General features: G+C 41.6%; 15 protein-coding genes. All 15 read right to left on the bottom strand.

Annotation, left to right across the window (positions count from 1 at the left end; translation table 11 throughout):
- Window positions 1–909 (bottom strand): N-acetylmuramic acid 6-phosphate etherase, encoded by a 909-nt coding sequence (gene murQ / locus ACDZ29_RS22050; protein WP_375091197.1) that lies wholly within the window; start codon window positions 907–909, stop codon window positions 1–3.
- Between the two features lie 415 nt (window positions 910–1,324).
- Window positions 1,325–2,506 (bottom strand): ABC transporter substrate-binding protein, encoded by a 1,182-nt coding sequence (locus tag ACDZ29_RS22045; protein WP_289324870.1) that lies wholly within the window; start codon window positions 2,504–2,506, stop codon window positions 1,325–1,327.
- Between the two features lie 21 nt (window positions 2,507–2,527).
- Window positions 2,528–3,235 carry an ABC transporter ATP-binding protein gene (locus tag ACDZ29_RS22040; protein WP_375088657.1) on the bottom strand — a complete coding sequence of 236 codons (708 nt, stop codon included), beginning with the start codon at window positions 3,233–3,235 and terminating at the stop codon, window positions 2,528–2,530.
- Entirely contained in the window at window positions 3,228–3,998 is a 771-nt protein-coding gene (locus ACDZ29_RS22035) for an ABC transporter ATP-binding protein (RefSeq protein ID WP_289324868.1), read from the bottom strand. Before ACDZ29_RS22035 ends, ACDZ29_RS22040 begins: the two co-directional genes overlap by 8 nt.
- Window positions 3,995–4,990 carry a branched-chain amino acid ABC transporter permease gene (locus ACDZ29_RS22030; protein ID WP_375088656.1) on the bottom strand — a complete coding sequence of 332 codons (996 nt, stop codon included), beginning with the start codon at window positions 4,988–4,990 and terminating at the stop codon, window positions 3,995–3,997. Before ACDZ29_RS22030 ends, ACDZ29_RS22035 begins: the two co-directional genes overlap by 4 nt.
- Window position 4,991: 1 nt before the next feature.
- Window positions 4,992–5,855, bottom strand: a complete 864-nt coding sequence (locus ACDZ29_RS22025) for a branched-chain amino acid ABC transporter permease (RefSeq protein WP_289316610.1) — start codon at window positions 5,853–5,855, stop codon at window positions 4,992–4,994.
- 1,449 nt (window positions 5,856–7,304) lie between these two features.
- A complete protein-coding gene (locus tag ACDZ29_RS22020; RefSeq protein WP_370017029.1) occupies window positions 7,305–8,993 on the bottom strand; it encodes a sigma-54 interaction domain-containing protein in 1,689 nt (562 codons plus the stop codon).
- Window positions 8,994–9,131: 138 nt separating this feature from the next.
- Window positions 9,132–9,533, bottom strand: coding sequence for a MaoC/PaaZ C-terminal domain-containing protein (locus ACDZ29_RS22015; RefSeq protein ID WP_375088655.1), 402 nt, complete (start codon window positions 9,531–9,533; stop codon window positions 9,132–9,134).
- The gene (locus tag ACDZ29_RS22010; protein ID WP_370014836.1) at window positions 9,530–9,982 is read right to left on the bottom strand and encodes a MaoC family dehydratase N-terminal domain-containing protein; all 453 of its coding nucleotides are present in this window, start codon (window positions 9,980–9,982) and stop codon (window positions 9,530–9,532) included. Before ACDZ29_RS22010 ends, ACDZ29_RS22015 begins: the two co-directional genes overlap by 4 nt.
- Before the next feature lie 18 nt (window positions 9,983–10,000).
- Window positions 10,001–10,765 carry an SDR family oxidoreductase gene (locus ACDZ29_RS22005; protein WP_375088654.1) on the bottom strand — a complete coding sequence of 255 codons (765 nt, stop codon included), beginning with the start codon at window positions 10,763–10,765 and terminating at the stop codon, window positions 10,001–10,003.
- Window positions 10,766–10,785: 20 nt separating this feature from the next.
- Window positions 10,786–11,961, bottom strand: coding sequence for an acyl-CoA dehydrogenase family protein (locus ACDZ29_RS22000; RefSeq protein WP_375088653.1), 1,176 nt, complete (start codon window positions 11,959–11,961; stop codon window positions 10,786–10,788).
- A gap of 26 nt (window positions 11,962–11,987) precedes the next feature.
- Window positions 11,988–13,139 (bottom strand): acyl-CoA dehydrogenase family protein, encoded by a 1,152-nt coding sequence (locus ACDZ29_RS21995; protein ID WP_289316615.1) that lies wholly within the window; start codon window positions 13,137–13,139, stop codon window positions 11,988–11,990.
- Between the two features lie 39 nt (window positions 13,140–13,178).
- A complete protein-coding gene (locus tag ACDZ29_RS21990; protein ID WP_375088652.1) occupies window positions 13,179–14,780 on the bottom strand; it encodes a long-chain fatty acid--CoA ligase in 1,602 nt (533 codons plus the stop codon).
- A 330-nt stretch (window positions 14,781–15,110) separates the two neighbouring features.
- Window positions 15,111–17,555, bottom strand: coding sequence for a DNA topoisomerase IV subunit A (gene parC / locus ACDZ29_RS21985; RefSeq protein WP_289324860.1), 2,445 nt, complete (start codon window positions 17,553–17,555; stop codon window positions 15,111–15,113).
- Entirely contained in the window at window positions 17,545–19,530 is a 1,986-nt protein-coding gene (parE, locus tag ACDZ29_RS21980; RefSeq protein ID WP_289324859.1) for a DNA topoisomerase IV subunit B, read from the bottom strand. The genes parC and parE overlap by 11 nt, the downstream gene beginning before the upstream one ends.
- Window positions 19,531–19,890: the final 360 nt, after the last annotated feature.

Genomic DNA, 19,890 nt, shown 5'->3' with positions numbered 1-19,890 from the left:
TTAATCTTTATGGATCGAGATGGCTTTTCTGACATCTCCATCAGCCTTTTCCAGTAACTCGATTGCTTTTTGATAATCTGTTGCCGTTTTTATCATGACAATCGCTGGTTTAACTTGATTATTTGCCTTCTCAAGCGTATTCAAAGCTTGATCATAGTCAGCATTCGTTACAGTTTCTATGATGCCTATCGCACGGTCCTTCAGTTTTTGATTACTGACATTTACATCAACCATCAGATTTTCATAGACTTTTCCCAAGCGGATCATGGTTGCTGTTGAAATCATATTGAGTACCATTTTATGTGCGGTTGCCGCTTTCATTCTCGTGGATCCCGTTAACACTTCCGGTCCGACCACCACTTCAATCCCTATATCAGCTGCTTCTGTGATGCTCGCGTTTTTATTGCATGATAAAGCCACCGCTTTAGCCCCAACTTTCCTTGCATAACGTAAAGCGCCCCTCACATAAGGGGTACGGCCGCTTGCCGCAATGCCTATTACCGTATCAATTGCTGTAAGGTTCACGTCAATTAAATCAGATTCCCCAAACTCTTCTTTATCCTCCGCTCCTTCAACAGCCCGAACAAATGCCTTTTCCCCTCCTGCAATAATTCCCAGCACCCTATCAGGCGGGGTACTGAAAGTAGGTGGACATTCCACGGCATCCAGAACACCGAGTCTTCCGCTCGTTCCTGCTCCGATGTATATGAGTCTCCCACCTTTTTTTAACGATTCGTAAGCCCATTCAACTACCGTTTTTATTTCTGGCAAAACCTCCTGTACCGCTGCTGCCACCTTTGAATCTTCTTTATTGATTGCTGAAATGATTTCCATCGTATTTACACTATCGATATTCATCGTCCCTTCGTTCCGTAATTCAGTCGTTAACGAACGCAGATGTTCTTCCATAGACAATCAAATCCTCCTATTGCTTAAATATAATTTCAAAATTTGATAGAAAATAATGAAATTATATTTCATATTATATTCAATGATAGCGGTTTCATTACTTTAGCACAAGATATTTTTGTAAAATTCACATTATTCATTCCCTTAACATACCCCACACAGGCAATCTCCTTATTTGGAATCAAATAAAATTTCATTACATCCCGGGGAAATGGATGCATCTATAGCCGCCTTCTGCGTGTAATGATTTACCCATAGAAACCTCTAGTTTTGTAATATTGCACTCCTGATTTTTCCGACAATAAAAAAACGTGTACCGTTCCCAAACTTGGGTACGATACACGCATAAGTACTATAACAAAATGCTAAACTGGTTTACTCACAGGACTCGGGACGCCTGCAACCCCTGACCCAGTTAACGGACGGGGACAACTTTCCCGTCTTCGACAGCGCCGACGACAATAGTTGATGCAAATCCTCCATTTTCATCAATTGAGGGAATATCATATATTTTTTGATCTGGCCCTATATTTGAAAGACCATCCTGCATATGTTTACGGATAGCCTTCGCATCATCCACACTGCCTGCAGATTTCATAGCTTCAACAAAGGCATACATGGCGATATAATTCAAACCTACTTCGGAACTTGGATCTTCCTTATAGTTCTTTTGATATTTCTCAACGAAAGCGGGAACTGCTTCTTCATCCGAATCCATCAGTGGAAGAACGCCAATCGAGCCTTCCAATGTTTCATATGAACCGGCAATCGGCTTCATTTGATCTAGCTTTGCTTGATCCATGATGATGAAACCGCCTTTAAACCCTAGCTCCCGAGCTTGCTTCGCTACTTTTGCCGTAGGTTCCGAAGCACCACCGATAAATAGAACATCAGGGTCTTTTTTCAAGGCATTGGTAACGATCGTGAAGAAATCGGTTTCTTTGGCGAAATCGATCGACGAATTATAAACGACTTTACCGCCTTGCTTTTCCCAATGTGGGAGAACGGCTTCCGTCCAGTCTTTACCATATTGGGAGGAAGTAGGTAAAGCGGCTATTTTCTTGCCGAAATTTTCCATTGCGTAAGTTGTAAAAGGTTCGATATACCCTTCGTAATTCGGCGGAATTCGAACGGTTAATGAATTTCCACTCTCGGTCACTGTCGGTTCACTCGTATAAGCACCAATGATGAATTCCTCTTGTTCATTAAAAACCTGCAGTGCCAACACACCTCCGCTATGAGGCGTGAAAATGATCGGCGTATCATGTTCCTGAATTAGCCGTTTTGCATTCGCACCTGTTTCATTTGGTAAGTATTTATCATCCAATGATACCAAATTCAATGTGTATTTCTTACCATCCACTTCAAAACCACCAGCATCGTTAATTTCATTGACGGCCATTTCGACACCATTCAATGTCCTTTTCCCATATAGCGCTGCTGCCCCGCTTAATGGACCGCTAAAACCAATGTTAACGACATTTTCACTTTTACCTTTACCGCCACTGCTAGACACAGTGCTATCCCCTTTATTGCACCCAGTCAAAACAGTGATCATTAGCAGCATGAAGACAAATATTACTTTCAATTTTTTCATAAAAATCCCCCATTCAATTTTTCAGGCTCCAATATATGCTTTCCTTACTTCATCATTGGCTAATAAATCACTGGCTGTCCCTTGAACGACAATTTCCCCATTTTCAAAAACATATCCTTTATCTGCAATGCTAAGGGCAGCATTCGCGTTTTGTTCCGCAAGCAGGATCGTGATTCCTTCCCGGTTTATTTCTTCAATGACTTGAAACATCTGTTCGACAATAAGTGGAGCCAGTCCCACCGAAGGCTCATCAAGCATCAACAATTTGGGTTTCGACATCAAGGCCCTTCCAATTGCCAGCATTTGCTGTTGACCTCCGCTCAGGCTTCCCGCTTCATCATGATGCTTTTCTTTTAAAATCGGGAATAAATGATAGACGTATTCCAAGGAATCCTTGATCTCCGCCTTTTTCTTTCGATGCACATAGGCACCCATCCTCAGGTTTTCCTGGACGGTCATCTGTGGAAATAGTTTACGTCCCTCGGCACACTGGACTATTCCCTCCAGAACATTCTTATCCGGGGCACGGCCCCCTATGGGCATGCCCTGAAAATGAATTTCCCCCTTGGACAGCTTACTGATACCGCTTATGGAACGAAAAGTCGTGCTTTTCCCTGCCCCATTAGCTCCTAACAAAACTACGATTTCTTCCTTGGCAACTTCGATATTCACATGTTTTATCGCAGTGAAACTCCCATAATTCACGGCGACATCGGTTAACTTAAGCACTGGCACTACCTCCCAAATAGGCTTTAATCACCGCTTCATTTCCGCGGATCTCCTTAGGTGTGCCCTCGGCAATTTTTTCCCCGTAATTAAGGACCATGATTTGATCTGCCAAGTTCATGATCATATGCATTTTGTGCTCGATTAAACAAATGGTCAGTCCTGATCGATTTAATTTTTTAATCAGTTCTGTCAAACCTTCCGTTTCATCCGGGTTGATTCCCGCAGCAGGTTCATCGAGAAAGATAATTTCCGGTTCCGTTGCAAGGGCAAGGGCAATGGCTGTCCGTTTCTTTTCCTCCTGCGAGATGCTGGAGACCATTCTGTCAGCAGATTGCGTCAATCCAACAATATCAAGCACCTCCATTGCCTTATCCCTGCATGCCGCTTCCTCCCGTTTTAAACGGTTTGTTCTTAGAATGGCATCAACCAAATTGGATTTGGTACGCAGTCTATGCCCGACAATGACATTATCCAAGACGGTCGATTGATCAAAAAGGCTTGTCGTTTGAAAGGTCCTTGAAATTCCAAGCCCTGCAATTTCATTGGCAGGAAGTTTGGTGATATCTATCCCTTTAAAAAGGACCGTACCTGAAGTTGGGCGATGAAAGCCACTGATCAAGTTGAAAAAAGTTGATTTTCCTGCACCATTCGGTCCGATTATTGCATTGATTCTGCCTTTTTCAATCATAAAATCCACATTATTGACCGCCGCTAATCCGCCAAACCGCTTTGTCAAATTCCTCGTTTCGATAAGCAAACTCATCCCTCCTCCGCTTTCATGTGAATTTCGTTTCTCACCTTGGACCGCTTATTAACTTTTCGCTTGTTTTGCCAATCAAAGATGGCCCCTGAGATTCCGCGCGGATAAAAGATGATGATTATCGTAAGCAATGGTCCGAATATCAACATTCGATATTCTTGAAGGAATTGCAGATTCTGCGAAAGGATAACTAATAGTAATGTACCTACCAATGGACCTGAGAGTGTCCCGATTCCACCAACCAATAAATACATCAATAGATCGAACATTATGGCAGTTGATCCGATATCAGGTCCAATGAAGCGAATGAATGAAGCATACAAGGCACCTGCTAAACCTGCAAAGAATGTGGATAGGACAAATGCGGTTAACTTATTCTTCATTGTGGATATGCCTATCGTTTGTGCAAGGTCCTCGCTGTTCCTGATGGCCATATACGTCCTGCCGGTCAACGAGCGGATAATTCGATACACGATCAAAATCACTGCAAGCAGGAAAATGAGGACCAAATAATATTGTGATGCTGCAGTATCAAATGCGATTGGACCTATATTTCCAGGAGCAGGAATACCGATCAATCCCCTAACCCCTTCTGTAAGCCCCTCCCATTTATCGATGACCAGATATATGATGTAACCAACACATAGGGTATAAATCGCGAAAAAGTGTTCCTTTGTCCTCAACGCTATCAATCCGATTAAAAACCCAATTGCACATGTGATTAAACATGCCGTTACAAGTGCCAACCAAAAGTTCATTCCCGCTTTTACCGTCAGCAGGCCAAGTGAATATGCTCCAATGGCAAAAAATCCAGCATGTGCAAGTGAGAGATATCCAGTATATCCTGACAGTAAATTAATCCCATAAACAGCTATCGCCCAGATGAACGAAAGCGTCAGCATATGGAGATAATAGTCGTTTTGCGCGATAAAGGGGAATGAAAATGCAAAGATGATAAGAGCGATGATTCCATTTCTTTTCGTTAAGATCTTCACGCTACCTCTCCCCCTTGGCAAAAAGACCTGTTGGTTTCACGGTTAATATCACGACTAAAAGAATGAATGCGATGATGTCCTTATAATCATTTGAAATATAAGTTGCGCCCAGGCTCTCACTAAAACCTAGGATATATCCGCCTACGATCGCCCCCGGGATGCTCCCCATCCCGCCCAAGATGATAATGACGAATGCTTTTAGGATGACTAAATGCCCCATGCCGGGAAAAACAAGGTTAATCGGTGATGCAAGGGATGAAGCGATGGCAGCTAAACCACCCGATATCATGAAGGTCAGCATCGCGACTTTATTAATGTTGATTCCCACTAATGACGCACCTTCACGGCTTTGGGACATCGCTATTATCGTTGACCCGGTATAAGTTTTCTTAAGGAAAAGATAAAGTAAAACCATTACTGCGATAGCTGACACGATGATCAATAACCGCTGTAGTGTGAACGTCAAGCCCATGAAGTTGACGACTTGGCCGTATGGAGAAGTCATTGTATGGAAGTCTGCACCCCAGACAAATTGGGCAAAAGCTTCAAGAAAAAGGAGAATGCCGATTGCTGCTATCTTATCGTGCAATGGAGGTGCCTCCCTTAACAGACGAAACACGAAACGTTCCAAAAGGACTCCCAACAAACCAACAACGATAACGGATACAAACATGGCAATCCAGTAATTGACCCCATATAATGTCATCATTGACAACGTGATATATCCACCCAACATATATAGGGCACCGTGGGCAAAGTTCGGGATATGCAAAATTCCATATACTAGCGTCAATCCCAGGGCAACAAGACTATATACGCTGCCAATCGTCAAACCATTAAAAAGCTGCTGGATCAAAATATCCATTTACTTCCTCCCTGATAATTATTGAATTTCACTTTGCTCCTAGGTTCATTCCCTGGCCCACATTCCTGTCCATATTTTGAAAGCACACTTCTGCGACGAAAAACACTTTCACTTATTCCTCACTGGCTCAACCTCTCGAGGAGGAGCAGTAACTCAATCATCGATCAATTAGATAGGCACTGTTTATTTCCCTATTCTTTCCGCCTACAGATATAGCTTAGGAGTAGCGGATAACACCACTCGGGTTCTTGTTAGCGCTTTCATTTATAATGACTACTTATTTCAGTACATGCACCTAACGTTTTTAAGTCCTTATTCTTTCTGCCTAATGAATCCCAGGCGATACGATTATCTGAAATGCATATGCTGTTTTTAGGGATAGCCACTGATTCCTTCTTCTCTGATTAACAGTTTCCCCGCGGTAATCGTCTGGATCGTTCACCCCTTTCACCTCGCACTTTCTACAGGTTCTTCCGTAGATAGATTTAATTTCCTATTTATGAATGCAAGTGCCGTGCCATAAGTAACACACTGTCCAACCGCCTATTCCCAGCACTGTGAATTCATTATTGAATTGTAAAAACCAAATGTATGGGTTCCATATGGGTTATCCATCATTCACTTTTGACTGAAAAAATCATTTCTGAATCAGTAAAAGAATCAGAATGAAGAAATAAAAAGACAAGTATCTAAAAATACCCTTCACAACTACATTTATTTCTCGCAATAGGAGGTAATCATGCACAAAAAGCAACATTAAAAACGAAATTTTTTCGGGGGTAATTTTTGATATGAACAAAATATGTGGTAATTATCTATCTGTTGTTCTTGTAAAGAAGGCTCCTTACCAAGTTGAGGTAGTTTATTCATGAAAAGAATATTACTTCGTTATTCAGTAATGAGTTCTATGTTTCTTACTGATGTTGGTATCTCTGATGTGATGAAGTTAGAACTCAGTACTGTTCAATAGAAGCCCATGAGGTACGGAGACATTAAATTACAGTGCATATGGGGGGAGATTAAGTATTGAGCATCTCAAAATTCCAAGTTGAACGTTTCTAGAGTATATACAAGGGTTGCCAAAGACAAATATTGGTTGGAGACTACTTATTGAAAAAAGAAGGTGATTTCATGATGGATAATTTAAAACCCTACCTTGATCTTGCTAACACAATAATATTTTTCCTTATTTATTTGAATATTAGAAAAAAGTAAATAACAATCTTTAATAAGGCAATTCCTCCCATCCCGTCTACTAGATAGCAAGTCACCCATCTTATTAGATGGATAAAACTACATTTCTTTCATCTGCGATGGATCTATAAAATTTTTCCCCTTCCAAGTACTTAACTCCATGTAATTTTTCGCCTATCCGGTATTTAGTCAAAAAAAAATGCACCTCCCATTGTTGGATGGTGTCCAACAATGGGAGGTGCATTTCATACTTACCTATTCTTTTCCACTGACCTTCAATCGATATTTTTTAAGTTTCCGCACAATTGTTGCCTGGCTGGAATCAAGGGCTTCTGCGATTTCATATGTAGTTTGGTAGGTTTGAGCCGCTTTCGTCAGGATTTCCTTTTCGGCTCTTTCCACCGCTTCCTTTAAAGTTAGGGAAGAATTACGGTTGGGCTGATTCCGATTTTCCGGCTGATATTCTTCTGGAAGGTCGTTAATCGATAATAAATGATTATCCGTCAGTACGACGAGCCTTTCCACTATATTAATCAATTCACGGACATTTCCTGGCCAATCATGTTGATAAAAGTATTCCTTCAGCCTCGAATCTATTTCTTTTGAGAATTTATATTGTTCGTTTGCCTTTGTTAAAAATAGGTCAATCAATGCCAAGATATCTTCTCTTCTTTCCCTTAGGGGAGGAATCGTAATCGGAATGACATTCAGCCTATAAAAGAGGTCTTCACGAAAATCGCCCGATTTGACCATTTCCGATAGATTCCGGTTCGTGGCTGCGATTATGCGAACATCGATTTTCTTTGGCTTTGTACCTCCGATTCTTTGAATCTCCCTTTCCTGAAGGGCCCGAAGCAGCTTCACTTGAAGTTGCAGGGGAAGCTCACCGACTTCATCCAAGAACAAGATCCCACTTTCCGCCAGCTCAAACATCCCTGGTTTACCTTTTTGATTGGCACCGGTAAATGCCCCTCCTTCATATCCAAAGAGCTCGGATTCCAATAAATCAGCAGGAATTGCCCCACAATTTATTTTGATGAAATCTCCTTTTTTAGATCGGATGCTCCGATTATAAATATTACGGGCAAGGACATCTTTTCCAACGCCCGTTTCTCCTAAAATGAGTACGGTCGCATCAATATCCGATATTCTTTCAGCAATCTCATAAATCATTTTCATCTTATCACTGACGAATACGACGCCATCCTGGCTTGTTATCTTCCGCAGTTTTTCAATTTCCTGCTTATATTGATTATTCAATTCATTAACTTTCGTTAACTCATGCATCAGTTCATTTAAATCTGATAAATCTCTTATATTCGTAACGACTTGCTCTATTTCCCCTGCCGCATTAAAAACGGGACTTCCTGTAATCAATGTTTCTTTTCCAGCAAAATTATCCTGTACGACTGATACCGTTCGTCTCAGCTTCACTACCTTATGCGTCACCGAAGCATTCAGGATGCCGCGCTTAATCAATTGGTCCACCGACTTGCCTATATAATACTCTTTTGGAATGCCAGTGATCCGTTCAATTGCCGAATTGGTATAAAGGGTGATTCCATCTTGATCGGTGATGTATATCCCATCATAGGAATTTTCGATAATGGCATCCAGAGCGCGATTCAACTTATCCGTTTCATGAGCATCAATCAATAAATCATCCAAAAATTGTGTTTCTCTGCCTATATATAGAATATTGTCAGTATCCATTTGTTTCATCAATAAAAATAAATACCGTTTATCACGCAGCCTTGCAGCTGCAAGCCTTTTATTATCGAGAAATTGCCACTCATCGAATTGTTCGGTTAATATTTTATTACCATTCTGACCTAACAATTGATTAAAATAATAGCCCCAATCCTTTATCCGGTTTGCAGAATCCACGACTAGTGCAGGAAAGGTCCACTCTTTGAGCAAATTAAACTGAGAATCCTGTTTCACTTGATTCAATACTATTCACCGCCGCAAAAAGAATTCTTTTTAAGTACAATTCTGGATAAAATTCGAAATCCCTTTAAAATTGTCGAATTTCGTTCCTAAAAAAAGTAGTGATGAAATAACTTTCATCACTACTTTCCCTTAGTAGGTCTTAAAAATAACCTCTCCACTGATCGCTTCCTTACCTGACTGGTTAGTGGCCGCTACATTGAAAAAATATCTATCCCCATTTTTTTCTTTTAGATCGGCTTGAAGAGTTAGGACATCATTCAAGAAAACCATACCTTTGAAACGAATCTTGTATTCTTCGATAAATCCGATTTCATAAAGATTACTGAAAATCTTTGCGAGGTTTCCCATCGTCCACATTCCATGTGCGATGATACCGGGAAGACCAGCATTTTTTGCTTCCTCATCAATCGTATGAATGGGATTGAAATCACCTGATGCACCAGCGTACTTAATGAGATCCAAACGCGTTACAGGTTCAAGCTCAATTGAATGTAACGAGTCACCAATATGAAGTTCGGTTAATGTCGTCACTTACTCATCACCATCTTTCTGATCGTTTCATTGATAATGACAAGCTGTTCAGCAGTGAAGACAATTTCCCCATCCGCATCCGTCCCATAATTTTTAAAGGCTAGAAATCCCATTTCCCCTTGTTTTCCCTTTTTCTCATAATAGTCTTTCACTTCCGTATAACAGGTGATTTCTTCCCCTACCTTCAGCGGCCTGTTGTAGCGATATATCTGCTCGCCGTGAATCAACCCTTTATTCGGGAGGTTTAAGCTTTCGATCGTCCCAAAATCAAAAACCCTTGGGAAAGTTGGTGGTGCGATATTCGTTCCATACCTTGATTGCCTGCCTATTTCTTCATCGATGAAAATCGGGTGGGGATCACCAATCGATAATGCGAATTTTTTAACGGCACCCCGTTCAACCATATTTTTAACGGGTTTGGATCGTTTTCCAATACTTTCGTTGAACATAACATCCCGCCTTTTCCCTTAATTTTTTGGACCGCCTGCGACATATAAAACCTGCCCACTAATGAATGAGGATGCTTCATCAGCAAAGAATGCAACAGCATGAGCAATATCACTTGGCAAACCGCTTCTAGCAACAGGAATACTGTTTGCCCTATCCTGGATGAATTGTTCAAAACTCACTCCCACCCGCCTGGCTGTTTCTTTCGTCATTTCGGTTTCGATAAAACCTGGTGCGACCGAATTAGCCGTTATTCCATATTTTCCAAGTTCGATCGCTAGTGTTTTTGTTAACCCCTGAAGCCCGGCTTTTGCAGCTGAATAATTAGCCTGCCCACGATTCCCAAGGGCGGAGGTGGATGATATATTGATGATTCTTCCGTATTTATTTGCAACCATATGCTTCTGGGCGGAACGTACTGCATTGAAGGTACCCTTTAAATGCACATCCATCACCGTTTGCCAATCTGAATCGGTCATTTTAAAAAGTAGATTATCTCGGATGACCCCCGCATTATTCACGAGGATATCAAGAGAGCCGAATGTGTCGGCTATTTCTTTAATGGATGCTTCCACTTCTTCGGAATTGACCACATTGGCCACTTTTGTAAAAATGGTGTAACCCTTATCCCTTAATTCATTTCCTGTTGATGTCAAAACCTCTTCGTTGATATCGATAATGGCTACATTTGCGCCTTCGCTTGCAAATAGTTCGACGATCGCCAGGCCAATCCCTCTGCTTCCACCCGTAACTAAAGCCGTTTTCCCTGTAAATCTCCCTGTCATAATCGTTTCCTCCTAATCTATTATAAGAATTGTCCTAATTTAACATGTCCCTTAATCAAATTTCGGGAAATGATCATCCGCTGTATTTCATCCGTGCCATCATAAATCCTCCAAAGCCTAGCCTCACGGTACCAACGTTCAATAGGAAGCTCCTTCGTATAACCCATGCCACCGTGTATCTGCAATACGCGATCAACGACCCGATTCCCCATATTCGCTCCATAGAGTTTAGCCATTGAAGCTAAATGGCGATTGTCTTCTCCATTATCAAGTGTGAAAGCTGCATTCAAAACAAGCCATCTTGCAGCTTCGATTTCTACAGCCGAATCAGCAATCTGCCATTGAATGGCCTGTCGCTCAGCAATCGGTTTACCGAATGTAACACGTTCTTTAGCGTATTCTATAGCCATTTGCAGCAATCTTTCTGCAGAACCGACAGCGCGCGCCCCCACAATCCATCTTGCAAACCCAATCCATTCCAAGCCTAGTTTATAACCGCCATGCACTTCCCCTAAAATGTTTTCTTCAGGTACCCTGACATTATCAAAAACCAAACCGGCCGGTCCCCATTCTCCCATCGTATTGATATATTCTGATCTCCAGCCCATATCACGGTCTACAATGAAACAAGTTACCCCTTCCGTTCCGGTTGCTTGATGACTTTCTTTGTCGGTTACAGCAATGACCATGACGAAATCGGCATCGTTTCCTCCTGTAATGAAAGTTTTTTCCCCGTTAAGCACCCATTCGTTCCCTTCTTTTACTGCCGTCATTTTAATATTTCGCGTATCGGACCCTGCTCCCGGCTCCGTCATGGCAAAACAGGTCTTTTTCTCCCCGTTAATCGTAGGGATCAGATATTTCTTTTTCTGTTCTTCATTTCCATAATAAAGAATATTGTCCGCCGAACCTCCAAAGCTGAATGGTACAAACGTTTTTGATACTTCCATCAAGACAATGGCCATCATAAGCTGTCCTAAGTCTGCCCCACCAAATTCCTCCGGAGTATTGATGCCCCAAAACCCAGCTTTTTTTGCTTTTTCCTGTAATTCTTTTAATGTCCCCTCTGGTAAACTAGGTTTTCCAGCCATTTCATTCCGTAGTACTTCATTTTCCAAGGGAATCAATTCATTTTCCACAAACTTGCGTATTGTTTTTTGTACCATTTTTTGTTCATCCGATAATCGTAAATCCATTTTAACCCCTCCACTTTCCAATTAGACTAGTTTTGATATTTTCTCTTCAATTGCCCAGTAATGATATTTTTTTGGATTTCGGATGTGCCTTCATATATTCTAGTGATTCGGGCATCCCGATAGAAACGTTCAACTGGATAATCCTTCATGTATCCCATCCCGCCATGAATCTGAACGGCCTTATCAGCGACACGATTATATACTTCTGAACCATACAACTTAAGCATTGCCGCTTCTTTAATGATTTTTTCTTTCTGATCGACCATCCATGCGACACGGTATGTGAATGAGCGAAGTGCTTCTATTTCCATTGCCATCTCGGCAATCATATGAGATACGGCTTGATGATCAATGATAGGAACATCGAATTGTTCACGTTCAGTGGCATATTTAGTAGATAGATCCAGCAGGTATTGACAGGACCCCAAATTTCGTGCCGCAAGGCCTGCCCGGCCATTTGCAAGGATTTTCAATGCATTTACATACCCTTGACCAACGTCCCCCAGTACATTTTCAGCCGGAACCTCGCAATCTTCAAAAACCAATTCGGCCGAATGTGAGCCTCGTAGTCCCATTTTCCTTTCCAGGCTACCAACTCTAAAACCAGGAAAATCCTTTTCTACTATGAATGAAGTGATTCCTTTTGCCCCTTTATCTTTGTCCGTTACGGCCATAACTGTAAAAATATCCGCTACATCTGCATTCGTTATATAATGCTTAGTCCCATTTAGGATATACTTATCGCCACTTTTGACAGCAGTCATTTTGAGATTCGTCGCATGGGACCCCGCTGCAGGCTCAGTTAAAGCAAATGCGCCAATTTTATTACCGCTTGCCATATCTGGAAGATACTTTTCCTTTTGCATTTCATTGCCCATTTCAACTATCCCTACTGTCCCTATACCTGTGTGGGCCCCAATCAGAGTGGTATATCCATTATGTGTTTTGCCGATTTCCTCATATAAAGCACATTTCCCTACCATTCCGATTCCGAGCCCACCATACTTTTCCGGGATACTAAGTCCGAATAACCCGATTTCCTTCGATAAATTAATGATCGATTCCGGTATATGATCTTCATCCTCTATCTGCATGGAAAAAGGATCGATTTGCTCTTCGATAAACTGTCTTATATTTTCTTTTAATAGCAGGATGTCTTCATCTAAGCGAAAGTCCATTTGCATTCCCCTTTATCTGCGAATTGATTGTTAACGCTTTCATATTTTATCCGAATAAGCGATATGTTTTTCTTGAAGCTTGCGTTTCAAGATTTTACCGACCGCTGTCTTCGGAAGTTCACTTTCAAATGTGATTATTTTTGGGACTTTAAAGGCAGCGAGCTGTTTTCGGCAATAATCTTTCAACTCGTTTTCAGTTATCCTTTCACTTGGCTTTAAAACTACCGCAGCATGTACCGTTTCACCGCGATATTGATCGGGAACGCCAAAGACGGCAGCTTCAAGAACCTTAGGATGGCTGTAGAGAATATCTTCAATTTCAATTGGATAAATATTGAATCCGCCTGCGATGATCATTTCTTTCTTGCGTCCCACAATGTAAAAGAAGCCATCTTCATCCATCTTGGCAATGTCACCGGTATGAAGCCATCCGTTTTGAATCGTATTTCGCGTCTCTTCAGGCATGCCCCAATAGCCTTTCATTACCTGTGGACCCTTTATGACCAATTCACCTGGTGTATCAACCATGAGGGATGGTTCTCCTGTAATACTGTCAATTATGGCGGCATCAGTATTCTGTAAAGGAATCCCGATACTTCCAGATTTCTGGAGACCGCTAACTGGATTTCGGTGAGTGACTGGTGACGCCTCGGACAGGCCATAGCCCTCTGCAATCTTTGTTCCACTCAATTCGTTAAACCTTGACAATACATTCAATGGCAATGGTGACGAACCTGAAACGCAAGATTTCAATGTATGCAAATCAAATGGTTGGGACTGGTAATATTGTAATAAAGCAATATACATCGTTGGTACCCCTGGAAAAATGGTCGGTTTAAGTTTATTGATAATATCGACGATTTCCGTCACCTCAAACCGGGATACAAGAATTAATTCTCCACCATTATAAAATGTCAGGTTCATCCCTGAAGTCATCCCGTAAACATGAAATAATGGGGAAACTCCAAGTACCCTTTCCTTCCCCTTTTGAGTATTTATTCTTGAAGCAGCTGCACTTTGCAGCGTATTCGCAACGATATTACCATGGGTTAGCATCGCCCCTTTAGAACGCCCTGTCGTTCCTCCTGTATATTGGAGAACGGCGACATCTTCGGAGGGTTCAATCCACACTGTGAAATCCGCCTCTGTTACTGATAGCAGCTTTTTTATCATTTCACATTTACCTTTTTCCAGAGACACACACAACATCTTTTCAACATCGGTTTCAGCCATTACGGCTTCAACTATTGGCAATAATTCGTCGAGCACAATGATGAGCCTTGCACCTGAGTCTTTCAGGACATGTATTAATTCGTTTTGCTTATACATCGGATTGATTTGGACAACTATTGCTCCATTCAAAAGAGTTCCGAAAAAACCAATCGGATATTGGGGACAATTAGGAAGCATAAGAGCCACACGATCCCCCTTTTTAATCCCTTCATCAGCAAGCAAGCGGGCACATTTTTTCACTAAGTTCCCTAACTCTGAATATGTATACCTTTGCTCCATGAACGTAACCGCTGTTTTATCCGAATATTGTTCGACTGATTGATAAAATAGTTCTGTTAAAGACATTTCAGGAATATCAATCTCCATTGGATTTCCGGGCGGGATATGCTTTTTCCAAGGTCTATCCATTGGTCCTCCCCTTTCTTCATTCAAAAAATAAAGAAGTCATACTAACAATATGCAAGGAGTGTGCCAAAAATAAATCGTTATGTTATGTAGATTCTGTTAATATTAAAATTCAAAATTGAATTATTTGTTGTCCCATTAGAAATATATGGCTCGCAATGCTAGGATTTAAAATTGACTCAATAAGTCATTTTTGACTTAAAAGGTTACTCTCGTAAAAGGACTCAACCTGTAATGGGGATATGCGGGGATTATTTTCTTATAGGACTGTTCTTTTGTGAAAAAAATAAAAAGGGATGCTGATCATGATCAGCATCCCTTTAAAAAAATGATTCACTGCTCTATGGCGGAGTCATCTTCCAATGATATCTTCCACAGTTCTTTCGCTTTTCCACTAACCGTTTCATCAAAAACAAATGATCCATTCGTGTATCGATCATGATTCTTTAATGAAGCGGCGTGGATCGTTTCAATGGTTCCCTTTTCGGAAAGAATGAATAGACTATCAGTTTTGTTGATGGTATCAAATCCAATGACCCTATGAGGATTCGATTTCAATTCCCTCAAGACCACGACACCGCGTTTTGCCCGGCTCGTTTTCTCAAACTCGGTTAATTTCATTTTCTTGATGGCTCCGCGCTGGGTAACGATAAGGATTGATTCTTTACTATCCTTGGCTAAAACCTTACCGCCAATGACATAGTCATCCTCTTTCAAATTAATCCCTTTTACTCCTGCTGCCCGGACACCTACAACACTTACTTCTTCTTCATCAAACCATAAACCATAGCCATTATGCGTGACTAGGAAAAGGTCTGCCTGTCCATCGGTATGATGGACATCGACCAGTTCATCATCACCTTTTAAATTGACACCGACCAGTGGTTTTGAATGTCTCTGGGCTTTGTAGGAAGCTATTTCAGTCTTTTTCACCATACCATTTTTAGTGATGAACACTAAGAATTGCGGCAGGGTGAAATCTTTGATAGGAATCGCTTTTATGATTTGTTCTTCCCTGTCGATAGGTATGATGTTCGCGATATGCTGACCGGTTTCCTTCCAACGAATATCAGGAAGCTGATGAACTGGACAATAGAGGAAGTTTCCTTTTGATGTGAACAGTAACAGGACATCTGTCGTATTCATCTCCAGCCTCTGGAGCAGGCGATCGGAATCCTTCATGCCAAAATCAAGACCGCCTGATGCTGCATAAGACCGTAATGAAGTCCGTTTGACATAGCCTTCTTTCGTCACGGTCACCATCACATCTTCACTCGCAATCAAGACTTCAAGATTAATTTTGATTTCTTCAATTTCTTTTTCGATTTTGGAACGCCGGCCGTCATCAAAACCTTTTTTAATGAATCGAAGTTCTTTTTTTATAACTTGAAAAAGAACTTTTTCACTGCCAAGAATCTTGGTCAATTCCTCAATTTTGTTCTTCAATTCCGCTGCCTCTGCTTCAAGCGCTGTAATATCCGTATTTGTCAGCCTATATAACTGTAAGGAGACAATGGCTTCAGCTTGAGCTTCTGTAAATGCGAAATTAGCGATGAGATTATCTTTGGCATTCCGTTTATCTTTAGAGGCACGGATTACAGCGATGACTTCATCCAATATAGATAAAGCCTTCACTAAACCATCGACAATATGTGCCCTGTCATGAGCTTTTTGCAACTCATAACGGGAGCGGTTCACGATTACCTCTTTACGGTGATCGATATAAGCATCTAGCATTTTTGGCAGGCTCATCAATGTCGGCCGCTTTTTATAAATCGCGACCATATTAAAATTGTAAGCAATTTGAAGATCGGAATTTTTATATAAATAATGCAGGACGCCATTGGCATCCGCTTCCTTTTTCAGTTCAATGACGATACGCAGTCCTGTACGGTCCGTTTCATCCCTTACTTCAGCGATACCTTCCACTTTCCGGTCAAGACGGAACTCATCCATTTTCTTAACAAGGTTCGCTTTATTGACTTCATAAGGGATTTCAGTGATGACGATTTGCTGTTTGCCGCCGCGAATCGTTTCAACTTCCGCCAACCCGCGAATGATTATTTTCCCTTTACCTGTTTCATAGGCTTTACGAATGCCTTCAATTCCTTGAATGATACCGCCTGTAGGGAAATCCGGCCCCTTAATGACCGTCATTAAATCAGCGACTGTTGCTTCAGGCTTATCGATTCGCATAATGGCAGCATCAATGACTTCACCTATTTGATGTGGCGGGATTTCAGTGGCATAACCGGCAGAAATTCCTGTGGATCCGTTTACAAGCAAGTTAGGAAACATCGCTGGCAAAACAATAGGTTCTTCCGAAGTATCATCGAAGTTCGGTACAAAATCGACCGTCCTTTTTTCAATATCTCGTAACATCTCGGAGGCAATCGATGATAGCCTTGCTTCTGTATACCTCATCGCAGCAGGCGGATCACCATCAATACTACCGTTGTTTCCGTGCATTTGAACCATGACCTTTCGCAGCTTCCAGTCTTGGCTCATCCGGACCATTGCCTCATAAACAGATGAATCGCCATGAGGATGATAGTTACCAATTACATTACCGACCGTTTTTGCAGATTTCCTAAATCCTTTTTCCTGTGTATTTCCTTCTACATGCATCGCATACAATATCCTGCGCTGAACTGGCTTTAATCCGTCCCTTGCATCCGGCAGTGCCCGATCCTGGATAATATATTTACTATAACGCCCGAAGCGGTCCCCAATTACCTCTTCTAGCGGCAAATCTCGAAACGTTTCTTCAAATACCATCGTTATTGACCTCCTCTTCAATCGACATATTTTCATTATCTAAAATATTCGATTCCTCTTCGAGACCAAAAGCGACATTGGCTTCAATCCATTTACGGCGCGGTTCGACCTTATCTCCCATCAACGTTGTCACTCGTCTTTCTGCACGGGCACCGTCATCGATCTTCACACGTATCAATGTCCTAGTTTCCGGGTTCATGGTGGTATCCCATAATTGATCGGCATTCATCTCACCCAGCCCTTTATAGCGCTGAATCATATAGCCTTTCCCTACCTTATCTATCGCTCCCTGAAGTTCCTCGTCGCTCCAAGCATATTCAATGACTTCTTTCTTCCCGGTCCCTTTACTCACTTTATATAAAGGGGGCAAGGCAATGTAAACCTTTCCTGCCTCTATCAACGGCTTCATATAGCGATAAAAGAAAGTCAGCAGCAGCACTTGGATATGGGCACCATCCGTATCGGCATCAGTCATGATGATAACTTTATCATAGTTGGTGTCCGGCGTATTGAACTCCGCCCCGACACCTCCACCGATAGCATGGATGATCGTATTTATTTCCTCGTTTTTAAAAATATCCGCTAGTTTTGCCTTTTCCGTATTGATAACTTTACCCCGTAATGGCAGTACTGCTTGGAATCGGCGATCGCGCCCTTGTTTTGCGGATCCTCCAGCAGAGTCCCCTTCCACGAGATATAATTCATTCCGTTCGGGATTTTTCGATTGAGCTGGTGTCAATTTCCCTGAAAGGATGGCGTCAGATTTTTTCCGTTTCTTTCCGCTTCTTGCATCTTCACGGGCTTTGCGCGCAGCTTCCCGGGCCTGGAACGCTTTAATCGCTTTTTTAACCAATAGTGTACTCGTGGTCGGATCTTCTTCAAAAAAGTAGGCTAAGTGCTCTGACACGATGGAATCGACTGCAGAACGGGCTTCACTAGTTCCAAGCTTGCTCTTGGTTTGTCCTTCGAATTGAAGAAGTTCTTCTGGGATACGAACAGAAATTATTGAAGACAAGCCTTCACGTATATCGGTACCTTCGAGGTTTTTATCTTTTTCCTTCAATAGCCCCATTTTTCTGGCATAATCATTAAATGCCCGTGTCATGGCCGTTTTTGCGCCAATCTCATGGGTGCCGCCGTCTTTTGTTCGAACGTTATTTACAAAGCTTAAAATATTTTCTGAATACCCATCGTTGAATTGAAAGGCGAGATCGACTTCTATCCCATTTTGTTCCCCTTCTAAGCTGACTACACTATGGAGGGTCTCTTTTTCCTCATTTAAGTAATCCACAAACGCTTCAATTCCATTTTCATAGTGAAAAGTTTCATTATGATCGTTTCGTTCATCCGTCAAATCTATCTTCATGCCTTTTAAAAGAAAAGCTGATTCGCGAAGACGCTCACATAGGATATCATAATTGAACGTTGTCACCGAAAATATTTTTGGATCGGGCTTGAAGTGGATTTTGGTACCAGCTTGATTGGTTTTACCGATTTTCTCCAGGGTGGTTTCCGGCTTGCCGCCATTGAAAAAACGTTGTTCGTAGATGAACCCGTCCCTTTTGATCGTCACGACAAGCCATTCAGACAACGCGTTAACGACCGAAGCACCAACCCCATGAAGGCCTCCACTCGTTTTATAACCGCCTTGTCCAAATTTACCCCCGGCATGAAGAATCGTCAAAATGACTTCAGGCGTCGGTTTACCCAATTTATGCATACCGGTAGGCATTCCACGGCCTTTATCTGACACACTTACACTGTTATCTTTATGTATTTTCACACTAATTTGGTCTCCATATCCAGCCAAAGCCTCATCTACGGAGTTATCGACAATCTCGTACACTAAATGATGAAGTCCGCGTGCATCAGTACTGCCGATATACATACCGGGACGTTTTCTGACCGCTTCGAGTCCTTCCAGTACCTGAATTGCATCATCATTGTACTCGATTGTTTTTACTTTCTTTGCCACAGAAATTCCCCTTTCCTTACTAAACACAATTTCCGGGCCAAATCATACTGCAATGAAATGACTCACTAGCTTAACAAATTCATTCATACGTTAATATCATATAAAAAGTATAATACTTTCACGAACAAAGAACAAGTGTTCTATTTTTTTCGTCCCTTTTATTAGCGTTAGCACCTTTGTTTGGAACTGGTCACTTTTTTGAAAACGTATCATAGCTACCTTTCTAATTGTAGCGGTAAATTTTCATTTGGCAAATATACTTTTACTATTTTAATCAAATTAAGCTTAAATGGCTTAAATTTGCCCTGAAGCTCAATCCCCACTATTTCTCTGGTTGAGACACTGCCATCCTTAAAAAAG

Source organism: Peribacillus sp. RS7 (genome assembly GCF_041956845.1).
GTDB lineage: Bacteria > Bacillota > Bacilli > Bacillales > DSM-1321 > Peribacillus.
Note: the sequence above shows the minus strand (reverse complement) of the source record. Positions and strands in the feature narration are given on the sequence as shown.

What these genes read in the sequence shown, in the direction of transcription:
- murQ (WP_375091197.1), bottom strand. Translation starts at nt 909, where the DNA reads ATGGAAGAACATCTGCGTTCGTTAACGACTGAATTACGGAACGAAGGG.
- ACDZ29_RS22045 (WP_289324870.1), bottom strand. Translation starts at nt 2,506, where the DNA reads ATGAAAAAATTGAAAGTAATATTTGTCTTCATGCTGCTAATGATCACT.
- ACDZ29_RS22035 (WP_289324868.1), bottom strand. Translation starts at nt 3,998, where the DNA reads ATGAGTTTGCTTATCGAAACGAGGAATTTGACAAAGCGGTTTGGCGGA.
- ACDZ29_RS22025 (WP_289316610.1), bottom strand. Translation starts at nt 5,855, where the DNA reads ATGGATATTTTGATCCAGCAGCTTTTTAATGGTTTGACGATTGGCAGC.
- ACDZ29_RS22010 (WP_370014836.1), bottom strand. Translation starts at nt 9,982, where the DNA reads ATGTTCAACGAAAGTATTGGAAAACGATCCAAACCCGTTAAAAATATG.
- ACDZ29_RS22005 (WP_375088654.1), bottom strand. Translation starts at nt 10,765, where the DNA reads ATGACAGGGAGATTTACAGGGAAAACGGCTTTAGTTACGGGTGGAAGC.
- ACDZ29_RS22000 (WP_375088653.1), bottom strand. Translation starts at nt 11,961, where the DNA reads ATGGATTTACGATTATCGGATGAACAAAAAATGGTACAAAAAACAATA.
- ACDZ29_RS21995 (WP_289316615.1), bottom strand. Translation starts at nt 13,139, where the DNA reads ATGGACTTTCGCTTAGATGAAGACATCCTGCTATTAAAAGAAAATATA.
- ACDZ29_RS21990 (WP_375088652.1), bottom strand. Translation starts at nt 14,780, where the DNA reads ATGGATAGACCTTGGAAAAAGCATATCCCGCCCGGAAATCCAATGGAG.
- parC (WP_289324860.1), bottom strand. Translation starts at nt 17,555, where the DNA reads ATGGTATTTGAAGAAACGTTTCGAGATTTGCCGCTAGAAGAGGTAATT.